The sequence below is a fragment of the Nocardia acididurans genome, from assembly GCF_016741815.1.
Lineage (GTDB): Bacteria > Actinomycetota > Actinomycetes > Mycobacteriales > Mycobacteriaceae > Nocardia > Nocardia acididurans.
On the sequence record NZ_JAERRJ010000001.1, the window covers coordinates 386,331 to 405,269 of the forward strand.

Below are 18,939 nucleotides of genomic sequence, written 5' to 3' on the forward strand. Positions count from 1 at the left end.
TCACAGCATGCGGCGTGGCGTGGCGGCGTGCCTGGCCCGCCACACCGACACTCGCGACCACACCGCCTGCTGCAGCGCCAGCGTGCCCCAGCCCGCCAGCGTCATACCGGCGATGTTCAGGAACAGCTGCGCGACGCTGCCCCACACGGTGTGGCCGTCCAGGAAGGCCACGCCGAGCGCGATATTGCCGGCGGCGGGCACCGTTGTCACCGAGATGAATACGCCCGCGAGACCCAGGGCTTTGGCCGAGGTGATGGCCAGCACGCCCGCCGCCCCCGCGACCACCGCGACGATGAACGACCATTTGTCCGGCGTGTAGATGAACGCGGTACCCGGCCGCGGTCCGTCGATGTCCTCCAGCGTGATCCACCCCAATGCCCGCCCGGCGATCGCCAGCAGCAGCGTGATCGCGATGGCGATCACGAAACCCAGTGTCAGCGTGCGCAAGGCCAGTTGCAGCAGGTTGTATCGCCGCCGCACCAGCGCCACGCCCAGCGCGGCGATCGGCCCGAACTCGGGGCCGAGCACCATCGCGCCCACCACCAGGATCGGCGCGTCGGTGATGATGGCGATACTCGCGATGATGGTCGCCATCGTCATGAAACTCAGGTAGGTCCAATTGAGTTCGGTGTCGTCGTAGGCGCGCTGCGCCACCTCCGCCCACACCACCGAATCCGCACTGCTGCCCGGCGTGCGGATCTCGGCCTGGAAACCCCTGCGCGACAACCAGGTGTTCACCTGTTCGAGTTCGATGCTGCCCACCTGATGCACCCGCATCGCGCGCAGCTTCTGCACGATGTCGTTCGCGCCCTCCCGGGCGACCTGCGCGGTCACCATGTCTCCGGGTGGACAGACGCCGACGCCACGGAATACCGCGAGACCGGATACCGCCTCTTCACAGTCGAGAATTTCGAGGATGGCCTCGGTCATCGTGTCCGGGGCCATGATCCGCAGGTGCAGCATGCCGGTAAGTGTGCCGTGCCCGCGCCGCGCCGGAGCGCTATCGCCCGCCGACGGGCGCTGATGTCGCATCCCGGGCGATGCCCGCGAGCGCGTTCTCCGGGTAGATCGGGTGGAATTCCGTTCGCGGCGTACCGAATCCGCGCAGGCGCGGCTCCGCCCACAGGAACACGAAGTAGAACACCACCAGCAGCGCGGCCCGGCCCCACACGCCGAACAGCACGATGTTCTCCTCCAGCTCGGCGGTATAGCCGGAACCCAGGGCGTAGAAGTACCGGAACACGCCGATGCCGATGGCGGCGTCGGCCAGCAGGTAGACCGCGATCAGCGGCCAGCGCACGCGCAGCAGCACCAGGAACGGGATCAGCCACAGCGTGTACTGCGGGGAATGCACCTTGTGGAACAACAGGAATCCACACAGCATGGCGCCGCTGACGCCGATCCACGGATAGGTCCCGGTCTCGGTGCAGCGCTTCCAGCCGAGCCAGACGGCCAGCGCGAAGGCGGCCACCACCAGCAGCGGCGAGGCCAGCGACACGGTGCTCTGGAAGGCGTTCTCGCCGTTCTGGGAGGCGTCGAACATCGGCCGCAAACCCCAGTACCAGATGGAATTCGTGGTGATGTCGGCCTGCCGCAGCTGCTGGAAGGTGATCGACGCGCGCCAGCCGTCGTATCCGGCGATCGCGAACGGCAGGTTGATCGCCACCACCGTGGTGCAGGCCGCGGCCAGCACCGCGAGCGCGCCGGCGGCATCGAAACGCCGTTCCGCACGCGGATATTCGCGCTGTTCGCCGACGAACACGTAGACGAGCAGCGGGAGGACGAAGATGCCCGGATACAGCTTCAGGCAGAAACCGATCCCCAGCAGGATCGCGGCGGCGATTCCCCTGGCGCGCAACGAGTATCGGGTGAGCGCGGTCATCACGTAGAACGCGCCGACCGCCGTGCAGACCACGGGGAGCTCCCAGTTGTGGAAGGCGTAGAGCACCAGCGGCGGTCCGGCCGCCCACAGCAGCGCGGCCCGGCCCGCCATCTTTCCCAGCATCCACGCGGTCAGCAGCGCGAACGGGGCCAGCAGCAGCGCCGAGTTGAAGAGGAAGACCGCGTCGTTGTGCGCCCCGAGCGCGCCGACCCACATGAAAAGCCCACTGAGCACCGGATATTCGACGACGCCGCCGGTCAGGTAGCCGTCGGGGGTGATGCCGCCGGTCAGGTACGGGAAGATGTGCTCGTTGATGCCGCGGCCCAGCCAGAGGTACTGGATATCCGAGTAGCAGACGCTGGAATCCTTGATGACATCGAATTTCAGGCTGCGCCCGTCGCTGTCGAACGGGGCGCCCGCGCAGCGCGCCTTGTTCACGTAGGCGAGGAACAGCGTGACGATGCAGATCGCCACATATCCGGCCGCCGTGCCCGCGCGCCGCTGCGCTACCAGCTCGCTGGCGACGGGTCGGTTCGGCATGCGCACCACCCTAGGCGGCATCCCCGAGTCGTGGCTGCCTTTGCCTGGTCGGTCGACGGATTCCAGCCCTGGGGTGGGGGCGTTTTCACCCCTGGTCACCGGCCCGGGTAGTCTTGTCGGGTTGCTGACGCAACGAACCCTCCTGCCCACGGAACGTCCGTGGGCCGTTCACAGTCCACAGGAGGTGATGAGGTCCGTGCGTCATTATGAAGTGATGGTTATTCTCGATCCGAGCCTGGACGAGCGCACCGTCGGCCCGAACCTGAACAACATGCTTGGTGTTGTCGGGACCGAGGGCGGCAAGGTCGACAACGTCGACATCTGGGGCCGCCGTCGTCTGGCTTACGAGATCAACAAGCAGGCCGAGGGCATCTACGCGGTCGTCACGCTGACCGCCGAGTCCGCGACCGTCAGCGAGCTCGATCGCCAGCTGGGTCTGAACGAGTCGGTGCTGCGCACCAAGGTGCTGCGCCTCGACAAGAAGTAAGTCCAGTTCTCCCGCACGTGCGCACGTCGAACGTCGGTCCCTGTCTCTAGGCTGACTGGCAACAGACGCGTGCACTGCGGACTGCACCGGAGTAGCAGGAGGAACCATGGCAGCAGGCGACACGGTCATCACCGTCATCGGAAACTTGACGGCCGACCCCGAGCTTCGATTCACGCCCGCGGGCGCAGCGGTTGCGAACTTCACCGTCGCATCCACTCCCCGTGTGTTCGACCGTAATTCGAATGAATGGAAAGACGGCGAAGCGCTTTTCTTGCGCTGCAACATCTGGCGAGAAGCTGCGGAGAATGTCGCTGAAAGCCTGACCCGGGGCTCGCGAGTCATCGTGAGCGGACGACTGAAGCAGCGCTCCTACGAAACCCGCGAGGGTGAGAAGCGCACGGTCGTCGAACTCGAGGTCGACGAGGTCGGTCCCTCCCTGAAGTACGCGACCGCGAAGATCGCCAAGACCACCCGTGGCGGTGGGGGCGGCGGAGGCTTCGGCGGTGGCGGTGGTGGCGGCGCCCAGCAGGGCGGCGGCAACTTCTCCGGTGGCGGAAGTGGCGGAGGTCGTGGCGGCCAGAGCGCCGGCGACGACCCGTGGGGCAGCGCACCCGCGGCCGGCTCCTTCGGGGGCGGCCAAATGGACGACGAACCGCCGTTCTAGACAACGGCTTTCATATGAGCTCTCCTCCAGGCTGGGCTCGCGAAATTACGGAGTAAGACCATGCCCAAGGCACCGGCACGCGAAAAGGTGCTCAAGAAGAAGGCCTGCACCTTCTGCAAGGAAGACAAGGCCGGCAAGAAGAACAACACGGCTGGCGCCAAGATCGATTACAAGGACACCACGCTGCTGCGTAAGTACGTGTCCGATCGTGGCAAGATCCGCGCTCGCCGGGTGACCGGCAACTGCGTTCAGCACCAGCGCGACATCGCCGTGGCCGTCAAGAACTCGCGTGAGGTGGCCCTGCTGCCCTACGTGTCCACCGCTCGCTGAGAAGGGAAGGCACAGCAATGAAGCTCATCCTCACCGCTGATGTCGACAACCTCGGTGCGCCCGGCGACACCGTGGAGGTCAAGGACGGCTACGGCCGTAACTTCCTGCTGCCCCGCGGTCTGGCGATCGTTGCCACCCGTGGCGCGCAGAAGCAGGTCGAGGGCATCCGCCGGGCGCAGGACGCCCGCAAGGTGCGCGACCTCGACCACGCCAACGAGCTGAAGCAGGCCATCCAGGGCCTGGAGTCGGTCTCCCTGTCGGTGAAGACCGCGGGCACCGGCAAGCTCTTCGGTTCCGTCACCACCGCCGACGTCGCGGCCGCCCTCAAGGCTGCCGGCGGCCCGGTCGTCGACAAGCGCAGCATCGAGCTGCCGAAGGCGCACATCAAGAGCACCGGCAAGCACGGTGTCGTGGTGCATCTGCACCCCGATGTGGTCGCCAAGTTCGACCTGCAGGTCAACGCGGCCGAGTAATTCGGTTGCCTCGGAGGCCGTCCTCGTCCGCGGGGATGGCCTCCGCTTGCGTTTGCCGGAGTGTTGGCCGCGGGTTGTGGATTACGAAGTAGATCAAGCACTCCCGCTGTGTGCGATGTCACCTGCTGGTGCGGCCCCGTTCACCCAACACGCCGGAACCGGCATGTCCAGCGACACGCCGCAGCAGATTGATCCACAGTTACGCACAGTGAGAAATAGCCCACTACCTGCTGCTCGACGAACCGAATCCACTGTTGTCCCCAAGCTATTCACAGGGGGTGCACAACAGTGGGTGAACAACACCCAGTTTGTCCACAGATGTGTGCACAGCACGGTTTGGCGGGTCCTCGCACCGTCGCCTAGGTTCGCATGACGGGTTTGCCGACCCCTGTGCCGCAACCGGATTCCGCGCCGCGTGGCTGCCCGAACCTGTCGGTGCACTGGCGTACAAACAGAACGTCGGACCGGGCGCGAGAAGAGAGGACGGTCGAGCCGGATGGCAGTCATCGATGATCGCGGCCACGACGATCAAGGCCCCACCGACTACCCCGACGCCCCCGGCGAAGACTTCGGCCGCCAACCCCCGCACGACATGGCCGCCGAACAATCGGTGCTGGGCGGCATGCTGCTGTCCAAGGACGCCATCGCCGACGTCATCGAGGTGGTCCGCCCCGGCGACTTCTACCGCCCCGCCCACCAGGCCGTCTACGACGCCATCCTGGACCTCTACGGCCGCGGCGAGCCCGCCGACCCGGTCACCGTATCCGCCGCCCTGGATCGCAAGGGCGAACTCAAGCGCATCGGCGGCCCGCCCTACCTCGTCACCCTGACCCAAACGGTCCCCACCGCGGCCAACGCCGGCTACTACGCCGAAATCGTCGCCGAAAAAGCCATCCTCCGCCGCCTGGTGGAAGCCGGAACCCGAATCGTCCAGTTCGGCTACGCGGGCGCGGACGGTCAAGACGTAGCCGAAGTCGTAGACCGAGCCCAGGCCGAAATCTACGAGGTCACCGAACGCCGCTCCAGCGAAGACTTCGTCCCCCTGGAGGAAATCCTCCAGCCCACCATGGACGAACTCGACTCCATCGCCTCCCGAGGCGGCATCTCCCTCGGCGTCCCAACGGGTTTCACCGAACTCGACGAACTCACCAACGGTCTGCACGCGGGCCAGATGATCATCGTCGCGGCCCGACCGGGTGTTGGAAAGAGCACGCTTGGTATGGATTTCATGCGCAGCTGCTCCATCAAGCATGGGCTCGCGAGCGTCATCTTCTCTCTCGAAATGAGCCGGACCGAAATTGTCATGCGTCTGCTATCAGCGGAGGCGAAAATCAAACTGGGCGATATGCGGTCGGGGCGGATGAGTGATGATGACTGGAGCAAACTGGCCCGTCGGATGAGTGAGATCAGTGAGGCTCCGCTTTTTGTGGATGACTCGCCTAACCTTACGATGATGGAAATTCGGGCAAAAGCCCGGAGGTTGAAACAGCGGCATGATTTGCGGCTTGTGGTGGTTGACTACTTGCAGCTGATGACCTCTGGTAAGAAAGTCGAATCGCGTCAGCAGGAAGTTTCGGAGTTCTCTCGAAGTTTGAAACTGCTTGCTAAGGAGCTTGAGGTTCCTGTTATCGCGATTTCGCAGCTCAACCGTGGTCCTGAGCAGCGAACTGATAAGCGACCTATGGTGTCCGATTTGCGCGAATCGGGATCGCTTGAACAAGATGCTGATATGGTCATTCTACTTCATAGGCCTGATGCTTTTGAAAGAGATGATCCTCGCGCTGGTGAAGCGGACATTATTGTAGGCAAGCATCGAAATGGACCAACCGCCACGATTACTGTGGCGCATCAGCTGCATCTGAGTCGATTCGTCGATATGGCTCGAGGATAGCGAAATCGCTTGCGGCGCTTGTTATTCTCAGTATGTGATTTCGAATCGAATTCTGCTGGCAAGCACAGGAAATGAAGTCACCATCGACACACTGTCGAACAGTGGCGAGCGATCTTTGGCGTGGTCGCTGAACACCCGAATGCGGATAATTGCCCAACCTGTCGCGGTGTCAGACGTCGGCCGGGCGGAGACCTTACTGGTGCGGCTCGCTTCGGGCCTCGAAACCCGGTTGGCCCGAAGCTCGCCGCTGCTGACCCTTGGTGGCTGGGTCTCGCTGGACGATCTCGCGATCGATGATCGCGTTGCCACGCCACGCTGGATACCAGCGCCCGCCCACAGCAAGGAGCTCGATTACGCCGAGATCGTCATGCTGGCCCATATGATCGGCGATGGCTCATGCGTGAAGCGACAACCGATTCGGTATGCCAGCATTGACGAAGCAAACCTCGCTGCGGTGACGGAGGCAGCAGCGCACTTCGGTATTACTGCAATCCGCGACGAGTATGCCGCCGCCAGGGTGACAACACTGCGGCTTCCGGCTCCTTACCGGCTCACACATGGACGGCGAAATCCCATCGCAGCTTGGCTCGACGAGCTTGGGCTCTTCGGATTGCGGAGCTACGAGAAGTTCATTCCCGCGCCTGTTTTCGCGATGCCCACCGATCAGGTTGCCCTGTTCCTCCGCCATTTGTGGGCGACCGATGGCTCGATTCGCTGGGATGTGCGTGGCCGCCAAGCCCAGATCTACTACGCGTCGACCAGCCTCCAGCTCATCCGCGACGTAGCTCAGTTGCTACTTCGGCTGGAGGTCCATGGACGTATCACACAGGCTCGCAAACCCGGCTACCGAGATTGCTGGCACCTCAGAATCGCTGGATCCGAGAATCAGCGAACATTCCTGGAAGACATCAGTGCGCACGGAGCCCGTGGGATCGCCGGTGAAGCTGTATTGGCCGAGATCGTCCAACTGGAGCCCAACCCGAATGTGGACACCGTCCCCAAAGAAGTGTGGAACACGGTCCGCAGTTCGATTGCCGCCCAGAGTATGCCCCTCCGAGAGTTTCAGTCCGCGATGGGAAGTCGCTTCTGCGGTTCCGCCATGTGGAAGAACTCGCCTAGCCGCTACCGGCTTGCCCGAGCGGCGGCAATCCTGGAAGAGCCTGAACTCATCCTGCTGGCCAGGAGCGATGTCTTCTGGGATCGCATCGTCGAAATCTCTTCTGCTGGTGAGCAAGACGTCTACAGCGTGACCGTGGACGGCACGCACAACTACGTGGCCGATGGTGTGCTGGTTCATGATTCGTCGGTGGCCGCGGTGCGTTGACGCCATTCGTCCATGGCTCGGCCGAGGTGTTCGCTGACCAGGTCGAAGAATTCGGCGGTGGAGGTGAGGCGGGTGCCGGCGGGGGTGGTGGGGCCGAGGAGGGTGGCGCCGCGGTGGGAGGCGGCGGAGAGGATGTTGTTCATGTCTCGGGCGGCGAGGGTGGAGCGGAGCCAGATGCCGTCGTCGACTATGTAGCGTTCGCGGCGTTCGCCGGGGGGGCGGTCGCGGGTGAGCATGCCTTGTTGTTCGAGGAAGGTGATGGCGTGGGAGATGGAGGCGGGGCTGACCTGTAGGCGGTGGACGAGTTCGGCGGCGGTGAGGGCGCCGGAGTCGGTGATGAAGAGGGCTGCCATCACCTTGGCCATCATGTGGGGGAGACCTGATTGGACCAGGAGGTCGGTGTAGGTGTCGGTGAAGTCCTGGACGGCTTTCGGGTCTCGGCCGGTGCCGGGGTCGGCGGGGGGCCGGGGGGTGGGGCGGTCGGGTTTGGTGCGGCGGGCGCGCTGGGTGGTGGCTTCCTGGGCTCGGTCGGGGTGGTAGTCGTGGGGGCCGCCGTTGCGGGTGACCTCTCGCATGATGGTGGAGGCGGGGCGGCCGAGGCGGTCGCCGATTTCGGTGTAGCCGAGTCCTTGGGCCAGGCCGGTGGCTATGTGTTGCCGGTCCTCGCTGGTCAGTCTGCCTCCGGGCATCGGCGGTGGCCCTCCTGAGTCTGTCGGTCGGCGGCCTGGCGGCCGTGCCCGACAGTATGCCCCGGAACCCATCTCATTGCAACGCATCGAACGGATTGCGCTTTGCGTTCACTCTCAATGTCATTGCAAAATCGACATACTTCCGAGTTGGAGACCAGTTTTCTTGCATCCGATTTGTTGACAGAGTTCTAAACGCAATCTAGTCTTTGGTCATTGCTTCAGACATTAGCGAACGAAATTTGGAGGAAGTCATGACCCGCAACACCGCCACCTCGTACCTGCTGCCCGTGGACGACACGGCCCTGGCCGTCACCGATACCGGCGGCTCCGGCACGCCGGTGATCTACCTGAACGGTTCCTACGCCGATACGAAGCACTGGCGGCATGTGATCGCCGAGCTGGGCCCGGAGTTCCGGCACATCACGTTCGACGAGCGGGCCCGCGGCAAGTCGAAGAAGTCGGCGGACTACTCGTTCGAAGCCTGCCTGCGCGACATCGATGCCGTGCTGGAGGCCACCGGTGTGCGGCGGGCGATCATCGTGGGCTGGTCCTATGGCGCGCTGCTGGCGGTGCACTGGGCGGATCGCAATCCGGATCGGGTGATCGGGGTGGTGTCGGTGGACGGCGCGATGCCGTACGGCCTGACGGGCGAGGAGGGTCGCGAGCAGATCCGGAAGCTGTTCCGCCGCATGCGTTTCCTGATGCCGGTGGCGCGTCCGCTGGGTTTGGCGGCGCGGATGAGCGCCGATCAGCACGCCGAGATCAATATCGAGGCGAACGAGCTGCACGCCGCGCTGGCCCCGCTGCTGGAGCGGGCGTCGCACCCGGTGCGCTATGTGCTGGCCACCGGTTCGAATCTGGGTGGCAGCGAGGAGGTGATGGCGGCGGTGCGGGCGTCGCTGGACCCGGTGCTGGAGCACAATCCGCGCATCGTGGTGAGCGCGCGGGTGCCGAGCAATCATTCGCATCTGCTGCGCAAGGATTTCCGTGCGGTCGCCGAGGCCGTCCGCGCGTCGGCGGCTGCCGATGATCAGCAGGTCAAGACAGTTGGGTGAGTTGCGTCGCGGTTCTCGGACGGGAGGGGCGGCACGGGGCCCGGATTGGCTAGCATGCTGGCGTAAGAGCCTGGCGGGTCGCGGTGCCTCGGATGGGAGGGGCGAGGGCGCGCCCGTCGTCGAATGTGCCGAAGAAGGACAGCGTGACCAGCACCAGCGTTACCGAGGCGGAGAAGGCCGGTGCAGCGGTCTACAGCGCCCGGTTGCTTCCCCTCTATGACTTCTATGTTCTGCGACTGTCGAATTCGCTGATCTGGCGGTGTTCCACCCGGAAGCTGCTGGCGAATTACGACGCGTACACGTCGGCGGATCATCTCGATATCGGTCCGGGTTCGGGCTGGTTCCTGCGGGCGACCCGGTTCCCGGTGGCGGATCCGCGGGTGACGCTGGTGGATCTGAATCCGGCGTCGCTGGAGATGACGACGCAGCGTCTGCTGGCCCGGGGTGTCGAACCGCAGTGCCGGGTGGCGAGTGTGCTGCAGCCACTGCAGGTGGATCGCCGGTTCGGGTCGGTGGCGGCGAATCTGCTCATGCACTGTGTGCCCGGCGGCTGGACGGACAAGGGTGCGGCGTTCAAGCACATCGCGGGTGTGACGGCCGCGGACGGCGTGTTCTTCGGCAGTACGGTGCTGGCGCACGGGGTGCGGCACAACTTTCTGGCGCGCCGCCTGATCAGCTTCTACAACCGTTCCGGGACTTTCCACAATGCGGACGATGATCTGGCCGGTTTGGAACTGGCGTTGCGGGACGCGTTCGCGGACGTTCAGATCCGGGTGATCGGTTCGATGGCGACCTGGGTGGCGCGTTCCCCTCGCGCGGAGAGCTGACGGCCCGGTCGGGGAGGATTGGGTGTGAACTCGATCGACCGACGGGAGCTGATGCGCGGATGAGCGAATTTGTGGTGGTGCCCGGTGCCCGGGTGCGGGTGTGCGATGAGGGCGATCCGACGCGGAAGGCGCTCGTGCTGCTGCACGGTTTCTGCGGTTCGGTGCACTGGTTCGAGCGGATGACGCCGCTGCTGATCGACCAGTACCGAGTGGTCCGTATCGACTTGGCGGGGCACGGCCTGACCCGCTCCCGCGGCAGCTTCGACCCGGACGCCCAGGCCCGCCTGGTGGAGTCGGTGCTGGCCCGCCTGGAAGTGAACAGCGCTGTGGCAGTGGGTCATTCGATGGGCGCGGATATCGCCATCGAACTGTCCCGGGTGTCGGATCGGGTATCGGAGCTGGTGGTCATCGGCCAGGCCCCCGATTACAGCTACGCGAACCTGCCGAAGGTGGATGCCCTGTTCACGCTGCCGTTCGTGGCGCAGGCGGTGCATCGGATGGCGCCGGCGGTCGCGGTGCGGCAGGCCCTGCGCGCCGGATTCGCGCGCGGCTTCCCGATGGAGCGGGGTTTCGACGATCCACGCCAGGCGATGCTGGATCACGCCCTGACGAATCCCGGTGTGTACCGGGTGGTTTCGGGTGATCGCCGCAAGGCGCTGGCGGCCCGCCCGCTGGATCGCCGGATCCGCGAGTCCGGCCTGCCGACCCTGGTGATCCACGGCGCCGCCGATCAGATGTACGACTGCGCGAAAACCGCTGCCCGCTACCGGGACGCGGGCGCGATGGTGCGGATTGTCGAGGGCGCGGGCCATTCCCCGAATGTGGAGAAACCGGCCGAGACGGTGGCCGCGATCCGCGAGTTCCTGGCCGAACGGCAGGCCGCGGGGGCCTGAGCGGCACTCCGCGCGCGGAAGGCGGCGCGCCGCCCCGCCGGGTGGAGCTAGGGTCGCGGAGTGAGTTTCGCGGTGCGCGTGGATATTGCGGGAGCGGTCCGGATTGTGAAGACCGCGGCGAGATTCGGGTGGCGGTGGGACTCCGAGGATGTCCGGGGCTTCGCACGGCAGCTGGGGTGGGCCGCACCGCAGCCGGTGGGCACCATGCGCCGGGGCGCGCTGTTCTCGCGCACCGGGTTGGGCGTGTGGTGGGATTCGGCGATGTTCTGGGGGACGGGTGACGGTCTCGGCCATGTGCGCGTGACCATTTCGGATTGCCTGGCCCCCGGCGAGTTCGGTTCGGCCCCGCTGCTCGACGGCGCGCTGGCGAAGGTGGCGGCCAGGTTCACCGAGCTATGGGGGGAGCCGGAGAGCGGCGGCGCGGGCCCGGAATCCGGTCCGGCGTGGGTGTTTCCGAGTGTGGTGGCCGGTTTGGCGCTGGGCCCGACCACGGTGGATCTGCTGCTGGTGAGCCCGGCGGAGCAGGCGTACTGGCGGGGCCGGAAATACGATGCGGCTCGCGCGCGCACGGATGCCGGTCCGTGGGGCCGGTTCACCGAGGATCTGGCGGATTTCCTGGAGACGCTGCCGGATGAGTCGATTCTGGTGCTCGGTGCGCTGGGCGGCCGCTATGTCCAGTTCGCCACGACGGAGGAGCAGCTGCTGGGCGAGTTGAGTCGCAGCGAATTCGTGGACCCGCTGTGGCATTTCGGCCCGGAGGTGGAGTCGGTGCTGATGGCGGCGGGCTGGACTCCGCCGCGCGAATCGAACTGGTGGCGGACGCAGCCCCGGCGCGCGGGCACCCCGGCCGCGAGTCGGTTCGCGGTGTGCGCGGTGGCGGGCCTGCGGGCGCTGGGCGTGGAGTCGCCCGCGGACCTGTTCGCCGATGCCTGGGTGGAGGGCGGCGACGATCTGGATATCGCGCCGCTGGGCATCCCGTTGAATTCGACGTCGCGGTCCAAGCGCGCCGAGTACCTGCTGCACAATGCCGCCTATCCCTTCGATTCCGAGCCGCTGCGCACCGATGTGCCGGGCGGTATCGAGATCGCCCGTGCCGCACAGGCTTTCGAGTGGTCGTGGACGCGCGCCGATGCCGAGCGGTTCGCCGATCAGACGGGCTGGAAGCCGCAGCGCGCCCCGAAACCGGACGGCCGCACCACCTGGGTGCAGACCGGTATGCGCGTGGACACTCCCACCGCGGTGTGCACATTCGACGGCGACCGTCTGGAGTCGATCTGCGTAACCCTCAGCGACAGCATCGAATCCCATCTGTACGAGGACGGTCTGCCCGAGGATGTGCGGGCGCAGTTGTCGGCCGCGTTCGCCCGGCTCACCGATGGTTTCCGCAGTGATCTGGGGCAGCCGGTGCACGGTGTGCTGTGGCACGCGCACGGTCCGGTGTGGTCGTCGCCGAATCTGATGCTCGGTCTGGTGGCCGATACCGATACGGTCGATCTGTTCCTGGTGAATCCGGCCGAGCGGGCCCGCCGGTTGATCATCGAGCAGCAGCGCTTCGCGCATCGCGCCGAGGATCGGGAGTGGCGGCAGTTCATCGATGATCTGGCGGCGGTGGCCGCCGGTCTGGCCGAGGGCGCGCAGTTGATCATCGACAGTCGCGAGCACGGCTTCGCCCGCCTGAACCGCACCGAGCGGGAACTCGCCGTGGAGCTGGTGGGTGTGACCGGCCCGCAACCGCAGCCGCGGGTGGCGGAGGTGATGGTGCGCGACGGCTGGCGGCATCCCGACGAGCAACGCCCGCGCTGGCGCAACGCCCTGCGCCTGCCCGCGCTGCGCCGTGACTTCCGCTGGTTCATGGAGTTGGTGCTGTGGCCGCTGCGCACCGAGATGACGCCGGAGACGGAACTGCATGTGCGCGTGGACGGCTGGGACCAGGGTTTGCGCACCCCGTCGATCGGCGCGAGCGGTCCCTGACCTCCGGGGCGGGTGCGCGCGCCTACAGTCGATGCGGTGACCGAGGTTGACGATGTGCGCGCCACGCGCGAGGGCTACGACGCGGTGGCCGAGCTGTACACCGATGTTTTCAAGCGGAGTCTGGCGGAGAACCCGTTCGACCGCGCCATGCTGGACATCTTCGCGGATCTGGTGGGTGATTCCGGTGCGGTCGTGGATATCGGCTGTGGTCCGGGCCGGATCACCGGCTATCTGCATGCGGCGGGGCTGCGGGTCTCCGGGATCGATCTGTCGCCGGAGATGATCCGCCTGGCGCGCCGGGATCTGCCGCAGATCGGTTTCGAGGTGGGTTCGATGGAGCGACTGGAGCTGGCCGATGCCTCGCTGGCGGGAATTGTGGCCTGGTACTCCATCATTCACACGCCGCCGGAGCGGGTTCCGGCGGTGTTCGCCGAATTCGCGCGGGTGCTGCGGCCCGGCGGTCAGCTGCTGCTGGCCTTCCAGTCGCCCACGGAGCCGGTATCGGTGCAGCGGTTCGATCACAAGGTGACGACCGGCTACCGCTGGTCGGCCGACGCGGTGGCGGAGGTGTTGGACGCCAATGGTTTCCGCACCACGGCTCGGCTGTCGCGGGAGGCGCGCACGGGCGAGAACTCGGAGAACTCGCCGCAGGGTGCGGTGCTGGCGGAGCGTCTCTGACCGCCGCCGGGTATTTCCTGGTTACCGGGACTGCGCCCCCGAACCGCAGTCGGCGCGGTTACCGTCGGTCGCAGACGAGTTCAGGGAGTTGTGGTGACGGACTGGAACGAAGAAGTCGATGTGCTGGTGGCCGGTTCGGGCGGCGGCCTGGCCGGTGCGTACACGGCGGCACGGGAGGGCTTGACGGTGGCGGTGGTGGAGGCCACCGACCTGTTCGGCGGCACCACCGCGTATTCGGGTGGCGGCGGTGTCTGGTTCCCGTGCAATCCGGTGCTGGCCCGCGCCGGGGTGGACGACAGTTTCGAGGACGCGCTCACCTATTTCCGTGCGGTGGTGGGTGATCGGACTCCGGCCGAGCTGCAGGAAACCTATGTGCGCGGCGGCGCGCGGGTGATCGAGTACCTGGAGCAGGACGAGGCGTTCTCCTTCCAGATGTTCCCGTGGCCGGACTATTTCGGTAGGGCTCCGAAGGCGCGGCTGGACGGGAAGCGCCACATCATCCCCACGCCGTTGCCTGCCGCCGCGCTCGGTGAGTTGAGCGGATCGGTGCGCGGCCCGTTGAGCACCGATCGGCAGGGCGCACCGCAGCCGGAGTATCTGATCGGCGGGCGCGCGCTGATCGGCCGTTTCCTGCTGGGAATTGCCAAGTACCCCGACGTTTCCCTGTATCGGAACGCTCCGCTGGTGGAGCTGGTCGTGGCGGACGGCGCGGTCACCGGGGCGATCGTGGAGCGGGACGGTGAACGGGTGGCGATCCGCGCCCGCCGGGGAGTGCTGTTGGCGGCCGGTGGTTTCGAAGGCAATGACGAGCTGCGCGCCCGCTACGGTGTGCCCGGTCGGGCGCGAGACACCATGGGGCCGTGGGGAAATACCGGACGCGCGCACGAGGCGGGTATCGCCGCCGGAGCCGCGGTGGATCTCATGGATCAGGCGTGGTGGTCGCCGGGCCTGATCCATCCGGACGGCCGGGCGGCGTTCGCATTGTGGTTCACCGGCGGAATTTTCGTGAATCAGGCCGGTGAGCGCTTCGTCAACGAGTCGGCCGCCTATGACCGCCTGGGCCGCGACATCATCGATCGAATGACGGAAGGCGCTGTCTCCCTGCCGTTCTGGATGATCTACGACGACGCCGAGGGCGGGGTGCCGCCGATCAAAGCCAGCAATGTGCCCATGGTCGACGCGGAAGAGTATGTGGCGGCGGGGCTTCGGCACTCCGCCGACACCCTGGCGGAGCTCGCGACGAAGATCGGCGTCCCGGCCGATGCGCTGACGGCGACCGTCGCCCGCTTCAACGAGCACGCGGCCGCGGGGATCGACCCGGATTTCGGCCGCGGCGACGAAGCCTATGACCGTGCCTTCTCCAACGGAGAATCGCCGCTCACCCCGATCGTGAAGGGCCCGTTCCACGCCGCCGCCTTCGGCATCTCGGATCTGGGCACCAAGGGCGGTCTGCGCACCGACACCGCGGCCCGGGTGCTCGACGCGGACGGCAATGTCATTCCCGGCCTGTACGCGGCGGGCAATACGATGGCCGCCGTGAGCGGCACCGTCTATCCCGGCGGTGGCAATCCGATCGGCGCATCGGTCCTGTTCAGCCACCTCGCCGCAGTGGATATGGCGGCTCGCTTCTAGAGTCGGTGCATGAGTCGAGCCGATCTGCTCCGGGACCGCTACGACGTGGTGATCGTCGGCGGCGGTCACAACGGCCTGGTCGCGGCGGCCTATCTGGCGCGGGCGGGCCGCTCGGTGCTGGTGCTGGAGCGGGAGCCGCACACCGGTGGCGCGGCGGTGTCGGAGCGGGTGTTCGCGGGGGTGGACGCGCGGTTGTCGCGGTTCTCGTACCTGGTGAGCCTGCTGCCGGATCGGATCGTCGCGGATCTGGGCCTGCGGTTCGCGACGCGCAAGCGCCGGATCTCCTCGTATACGCCGGTGGCTGATCACGGCCTGCTGGTGGACAACGCCTCCGAGCCGGTAACCCGGGCGAGCTTCGCGCGGGTGACCGGTTCGGAGCGCGATTACGTTGCCTGGCAACGCTTCTACGAGCGCACCGGCCGTCTCGCGCAGCGCGTGTTCCCGACCCTGACCCAGCCGCTCCCGTCGCGCGCGGAACTGCGCGGCATCGTGGACGATCCGGCCGTGTGGGAGGCGGTCTTCGAGCGCCCGCTCGGCGAAACCGTGGAGGCCGCGTTCGCCGACGACACCGTGCGCGGCGTGGTGCTCACCGACGCGCTGATCGGCACCTTCACCCACGCCCATGATCCGTCGCTGCTGCAGAACCGCTGCTTCCTCTATCACGTGATCGGCGGCGGCACCGGCGACTGGGATGTCCCGGTGGGCGGTATGGGCGCGCTCACCGACGCATTGGCCGGGGCGGCGCGCGCGGCGGGTGCGGAGCTGCGCACCGGGCACACGGTGACGAAGCTCGAAACCGACGGCGGCACAGCTGAAGTCACCTTCCACGACCGTTCGGGCGCGGGCCGGGTCGCGGCCGGTCATGTGCTGGTGAACGCGGCACCCTACGTGCTGGCCGGGCTGCTGGGCGAGCCCACGGCGAAACCCGAAGGCTCCCAGCTGAAAATCAATATGCTGCTGCGCCGCCTGCCCGGCCTGCGCGACACGTCGGTGGACCCGCGTACGGCATTCGCCGGCACGTTCCACATCGCCGAATCCGCGACCGAGCTCGAGCGCGCCTACCGGGAGGCCGAATCAGGCGTTCTCCCCGCCGCGCCTCCGTCGGAGATCTACTGCCACACGCTCACCGATCCTTCGATCCTGGCTCCGGAGCTGATCGACGCGGGCATGCACACCCTGACCCTGTTCGGTTTACACACTCCCGCAAGACTTTTCACCGATGATCCGCGAGCTGCGAAAGACCGGCTCGTCGATGCCACACTGGCCCAGCTGGATTCGGTCCTGTCCGCACCCATCCGCGACTGCCTGGCCCACGATGCCGACGGCAATCCCTGCCTGGAGGCCATGTCGCCGGTCGACCTGGAGGCGGAGGTGGGGATGCCCGGCGGCCATATCTTCCACGCGGACTTGGCTTTTCCCTATCGCGATGAGGAAGGTTCCGGCACCCCCGCCGCCCGCTGGGGCGTCGCCACCGCACACGCGAACATCTTCCTGTGTGGTGCGGGTGCGGTGCGCGGGGGTGGCGTCAGCGGTGTCGGCGGCCACAATGCCGCCATGGCGGTCCTCGAAAGTTAGGGCAGCAGCGGCGAAGTCGCCGTCCCGAGCCGCAGGGCGTCGCCCCGGCGCGATGCTCATCGGGTGGAGGTGTCCTCGTCGCGGCCGGTGGCGCAGACGCGCAGGCAGCAGTCGATGAAGGTGCGCACGGCCGCGCCCGGTTCGCTTCCGGACGGCCAGGCGACGGCCGCCCGGCTGGGGCCGATGCCGCGCACCGGGCGGTACGCGATGCCGGGTCGCGGGTAGAACCGCGCGGAGGAGGCGGGGGTGAAGCTGATGCCGAAGCCGTTGCCGATGGCGGTGAGCCATTCGTCGGTGCTGTGGCTGATGGCTCCGATGACGGCGGTGTCGGCCGGTCGTTCGTCGAGTCCCATCCAGAAGTCGCGCCACCAGCCGCTTTCCGCGGGTGCGGCGACGAAGGGCTGGTCCCACAGGTCGCGGAATTCGATTTCCGCGCGGCCGGCGAGGGGGTGGGTTTCCGGTAGCGCGATCCAGCGGGGTTCGGTGAAAAGTATTTCGCTGCGGTAGTTCTCGTGCCCGGGGAAGGGGTAGCGGACCAGGGCGGCGTCCACGTCGCCGTCGGCCAGCCCGGCGGTGGGGTCGAGCCAGCCGAATTCGCGCAGTTCGAGTCGCCAGCCGGGCTGCGCGGCGTGGAAGGCTTCGACGATGCGCGGCGTGAATTCGATTGCGGCGCTGGCGATGAACCCGACGCGTAGCACGCGAGCGGCGTGGCTGGCCCCGCTCTTGGTCTCGCGCAGCATGCGGTCCCAGCCGGTCAGCAGGTGCGGGGCGTGGGCGGCGAAGATGCGGCCGGGTTCGGTGAGGGTCATGCCGGTGCGGGAGCGGATGAACAGTTCCACGCCCAGTTGCTGTTCCAGCAGTTTGATCTGTTTGGTCAGCGCGGGCTGGGACACGTAGAGGCGTCGGGCGGCGCGGGTGAGGTGGCCCTCCTCGGCGACGGCGACGAAGTAGCGCAGTAGTCGCGTGTCGATGTCCATGCCGTCACGCTACGACGGGTGTCCATACCGTCACGCTACGAGGTGCGCCGGCCGTCGCCGGTCTGATGGCCCATGATGTCGGTGCAGCAGCGGATGAAATACCGCAGTACGGCGTCGGATTCGGAGGCGTCGGGCCACACCAGCGCGATCCGGGTGGGTCCGATGCCGTGCACGGGCCGGAACACCACGCCCGGGTAGGCGTTGGTGCGCGCCGTCGACACGGGGGTGAAGCTGACGCCGAAGCCGTTGGCGATGGCGCGCAGCCATTCCTCGGTGTTGCGGGCGATGGCCCCGATGATGGCGGTGTCGGCCGGGCGGGAGTCCAGGCCCATCCAGTAGTCGCGCCACCAGCCGGTTTCGGCGGGGGAGGCGACGTAGGGTTCGTCCCACAGTTCGCGGAAGGCGATGTCGTCGCGTTCGGCGAGGGGGTGGTCGGCGGGCAGGGCGATCCAGCGTGGCTCGGCGTACAGCTCGCGCACGTGGTATTCGTCCTGACGCGGGAACGGTAGTCGCAGCAGCGCCACGTCCACGTCGCCTTCGTCGAGGCCCGCGGTGGGGTCGGTCCAGCCGCCCTGATGGATATCGACCTGCCAGTCGGGGTGCAGGCGGTGGAAGACGCGGATGAGTTCGGCGATGTGGTCGTCGGCGGCGCTGTGCACGCAGCCCAGGCGCAGGACGCGGGCGGTGCGGCTGGCGTCGCTCTTGGTGTCGCGCAGGATACGGTCCCAGGCGGCGAGCAGGCCGGGCACGGTGGCGGCCAGTACTTTGCCCGGTGCGGTGAGGGTCATACCGGCTCGGGACCGGATGAACAGTTCCACCCCCAGCTGCTGTTCCAGCTGTTTGATCTGCGTCGCGAGCGCCGGCTGCGCCACGTGCAGCCGTTGCGCCGCGAGCGGCAGATGTTCGGTTTCCGCGACTGCCAGGAAGTAACGCAGCAGTCGCGTGTCGATATCCATGCCACCAGGTTAGAAATGCCGCAACCCCTAGGCATAGCTGTGATCGGTCGCCGGGACGAATGTGAGGGTGTGTTCGCTGATCCGGTGTGGCGGAA

At 66.9% G+C, this 18,939-nt stretch carries 18 protein-coding genes; 13 read left to right on the plus strand and 5 right to left on the minus strand.

Annotation, left to right across the window (positions count from 1 at the left end; genetic code table 11):
* Both JK358_RS01785 and JK358_RS01790 read right to left on the minus strand, forming a co-directional pair.
* Positions 1–963, minus strand: coding sequence for a DUF389 domain-containing protein (locus tag JK358_RS01785; RefSeq protein WP_201942614.1), 963 nt, complete (start codon positions 961–963; stop codon positions 1–3).
* Between the two features lie 37 nt (positions 964–1,000).
* The gene (locus JK358_RS01790; RefSeq protein WP_201942618.1) at positions 1,001–2,422 is read right to left on the minus strand and encodes a glycosyltransferase family 87 protein; all 1,422 of its coding nucleotides are present in this window, start codon (positions 2,420–2,422) and stop codon (positions 1,001–1,003) included.
* Positions 2,423–2,618: 196 nt separating this feature from the next.
* On the opposite strand from JK358_RS01790, the gene rpsF reads away from it, so the two are divergent.
* From rpsF to JK358_RS01820, 6 genes are all read left to right on the plus strand, one after another.
* Complete coding sequence (rpsF, locus tag JK358_RS01795) at positions 2,619–2,909, plus strand: 30S ribosomal protein S6 (protein WP_201942620.1); 291 nt, start codon at positions 2,619–2,621, stop codon at positions 2,907–2,909.
* Between the two features lie 106 nt (positions 2,910–3,015).
* Complete coding sequence (locus JK358_RS01800) at positions 3,016–3,573, plus strand: single-stranded DNA-binding protein (protein ID WP_201942622.1); 558 nt, start codon at positions 3,016–3,018, stop codon at positions 3,571–3,573.
* Positions 3,574–3,633: 60 nt separating this feature from the next.
* On the plus strand, positions 3,634–3,903 hold the full coding sequence (gene rpsR, locus JK358_RS01805; RefSeq protein WP_181582164.1) for a 30S ribosomal protein S18: 270 nt from the start codon (positions 3,634–3,636) through the stop codon (positions 3,901–3,903).
* Positions 3,904–3,920: 17 nt separating this feature from the next.
* Positions 3,921–4,376, plus strand: a complete 456-nt coding sequence (gene rplI / locus JK358_RS01810; RefSeq protein WP_201942624.1) for a 50S ribosomal protein L9 — start codon at positions 3,921–3,923, stop codon at positions 4,374–4,376.
* A gap of 496 nt (positions 4,377–4,872) precedes the next feature.
* A complete protein-coding gene (dnaB, locus tag JK358_RS01815) occupies positions 4,873–6,267 on the plus strand; it encodes a replicative DNA helicase (RefSeq protein WP_201942626.1) in 1,395 nt (464 codons plus the stop codon).
* 34 nt (positions 6,268–6,301) lie between these two features.
* Positions 6,302–7,591: an LAGLIDADG family homing endonuclease gene (locus JK358_RS01820; protein ID WP_307817226.1), complete on the plus strand. Its 1,290-nt coding sequence runs from the start codon at positions 6,302–6,304 to the stop codon at positions 7,589–7,591.
* Here JK358_RS01820 and JK358_RS01825 read toward each other — a convergent pair.
* Entirely contained in the window at positions 7,561–8,280 is a 720-nt protein-coding gene (locus JK358_RS01825) for a GbsR/MarR family transcriptional regulator (RefSeq protein ID WP_201942628.1), read from the minus strand. The genes JK358_RS01820 and JK358_RS01825 overlap by 31 nt on opposite strands.
* Before the next feature lie 251 nt (positions 8,281–8,531).
* Here JK358_RS01825 and JK358_RS01830 point away from each other — a divergent pair, with 251 nt between their 5' ends.
* The 7 genes from JK358_RS01830 to JK358_RS01860 all read left to right on the plus strand — a co-directional run bounded on the left by JK358_RS01830 (position 8,532) and on the right by JK358_RS01860 (position 16,911).
* Positions 8,532–9,335 (plus strand): alpha/beta fold hydrolase, encoded by an 804-nt coding sequence (locus tag JK358_RS01830; RefSeq protein ID WP_201942630.1) that lies wholly within the window; start codon positions 8,532–8,534, stop codon positions 9,333–9,335.
* A 143-nt stretch (positions 9,336–9,478) separates the two neighbouring features.
* Complete coding sequence (locus JK358_RS01835) at positions 9,479–10,162, plus strand: class I SAM-dependent methyltransferase (RefSeq protein ID WP_201942632.1); 684 nt, start codon at positions 9,479–9,481, stop codon at positions 10,160–10,162.
* Between the two features lie 59 nt (positions 10,163–10,221).
* Positions 10,222–11,055 carry an alpha/beta fold hydrolase gene (locus tag JK358_RS01840; RefSeq protein WP_201942635.1) on the plus strand — a complete coding sequence of 278 codons (834 nt, stop codon included), beginning with the start codon at positions 10,222–10,224 and terminating at the stop codon, positions 11,053–11,055.
* Positions 11,056–11,115: 60 nt separating this feature from the next.
* The gene (locus JK358_RS40245) at positions 11,116–13,026 is read left to right on the plus strand and encodes a DUF6301 family protein (RefSeq protein WP_201942638.1); all 1,911 of its coding nucleotides are present in this window, start codon (positions 11,116–11,118) and stop codon (positions 13,024–13,026) included.
* Positions 13,027–13,062: 36 nt separating this feature from the next.
* Positions 13,063–13,704 (plus strand): class I SAM-dependent methyltransferase, encoded by a 642-nt coding sequence (locus JK358_RS01850; RefSeq protein WP_307817228.1) that lies wholly within the window; start codon positions 13,063–13,065, stop codon positions 13,702–13,704.
* Positions 13,705–13,797: 93 nt separating this feature from the next.
* A complete protein-coding gene (locus JK358_RS01855) occupies positions 13,798–15,336 on the plus strand; it encodes an FAD-binding protein (protein ID WP_201942641.1) in 1,539 nt (512 codons plus the stop codon).
* Positions 15,337–15,345: 9 nt separating this feature from the next.
* Entirely contained in the window at positions 15,346–16,911 is a 1,566-nt protein-coding gene (locus JK358_RS01860) for a phytoene desaturase family protein (protein ID WP_201942646.1), read from the plus strand.
* Positions 16,912–16,967: 56 nt separating this feature from the next.
* Here JK358_RS01860 and JK358_RS01865 read toward each other — a convergent pair whose 3' ends face one another.
* Positions 16,968–17,888 (minus strand): LysR family transcriptional regulator, encoded by a 921-nt coding sequence (locus tag JK358_RS01865; RefSeq protein ID WP_201942649.1) that lies wholly within the window; start codon positions 17,886–17,888, stop codon positions 16,968–16,970.
* 35 nt (positions 17,889–17,923) lie between these two features.
* Positions 17,924–18,844 (minus strand): LysR family transcriptional regulator, encoded by a 921-nt coding sequence (locus tag JK358_RS01870; protein ID WP_201942651.1) that lies wholly within the window; start codon positions 18,842–18,844, stop codon positions 17,924–17,926.
* Positions 18,845–18,939 lie beyond the last annotated feature (95 nt).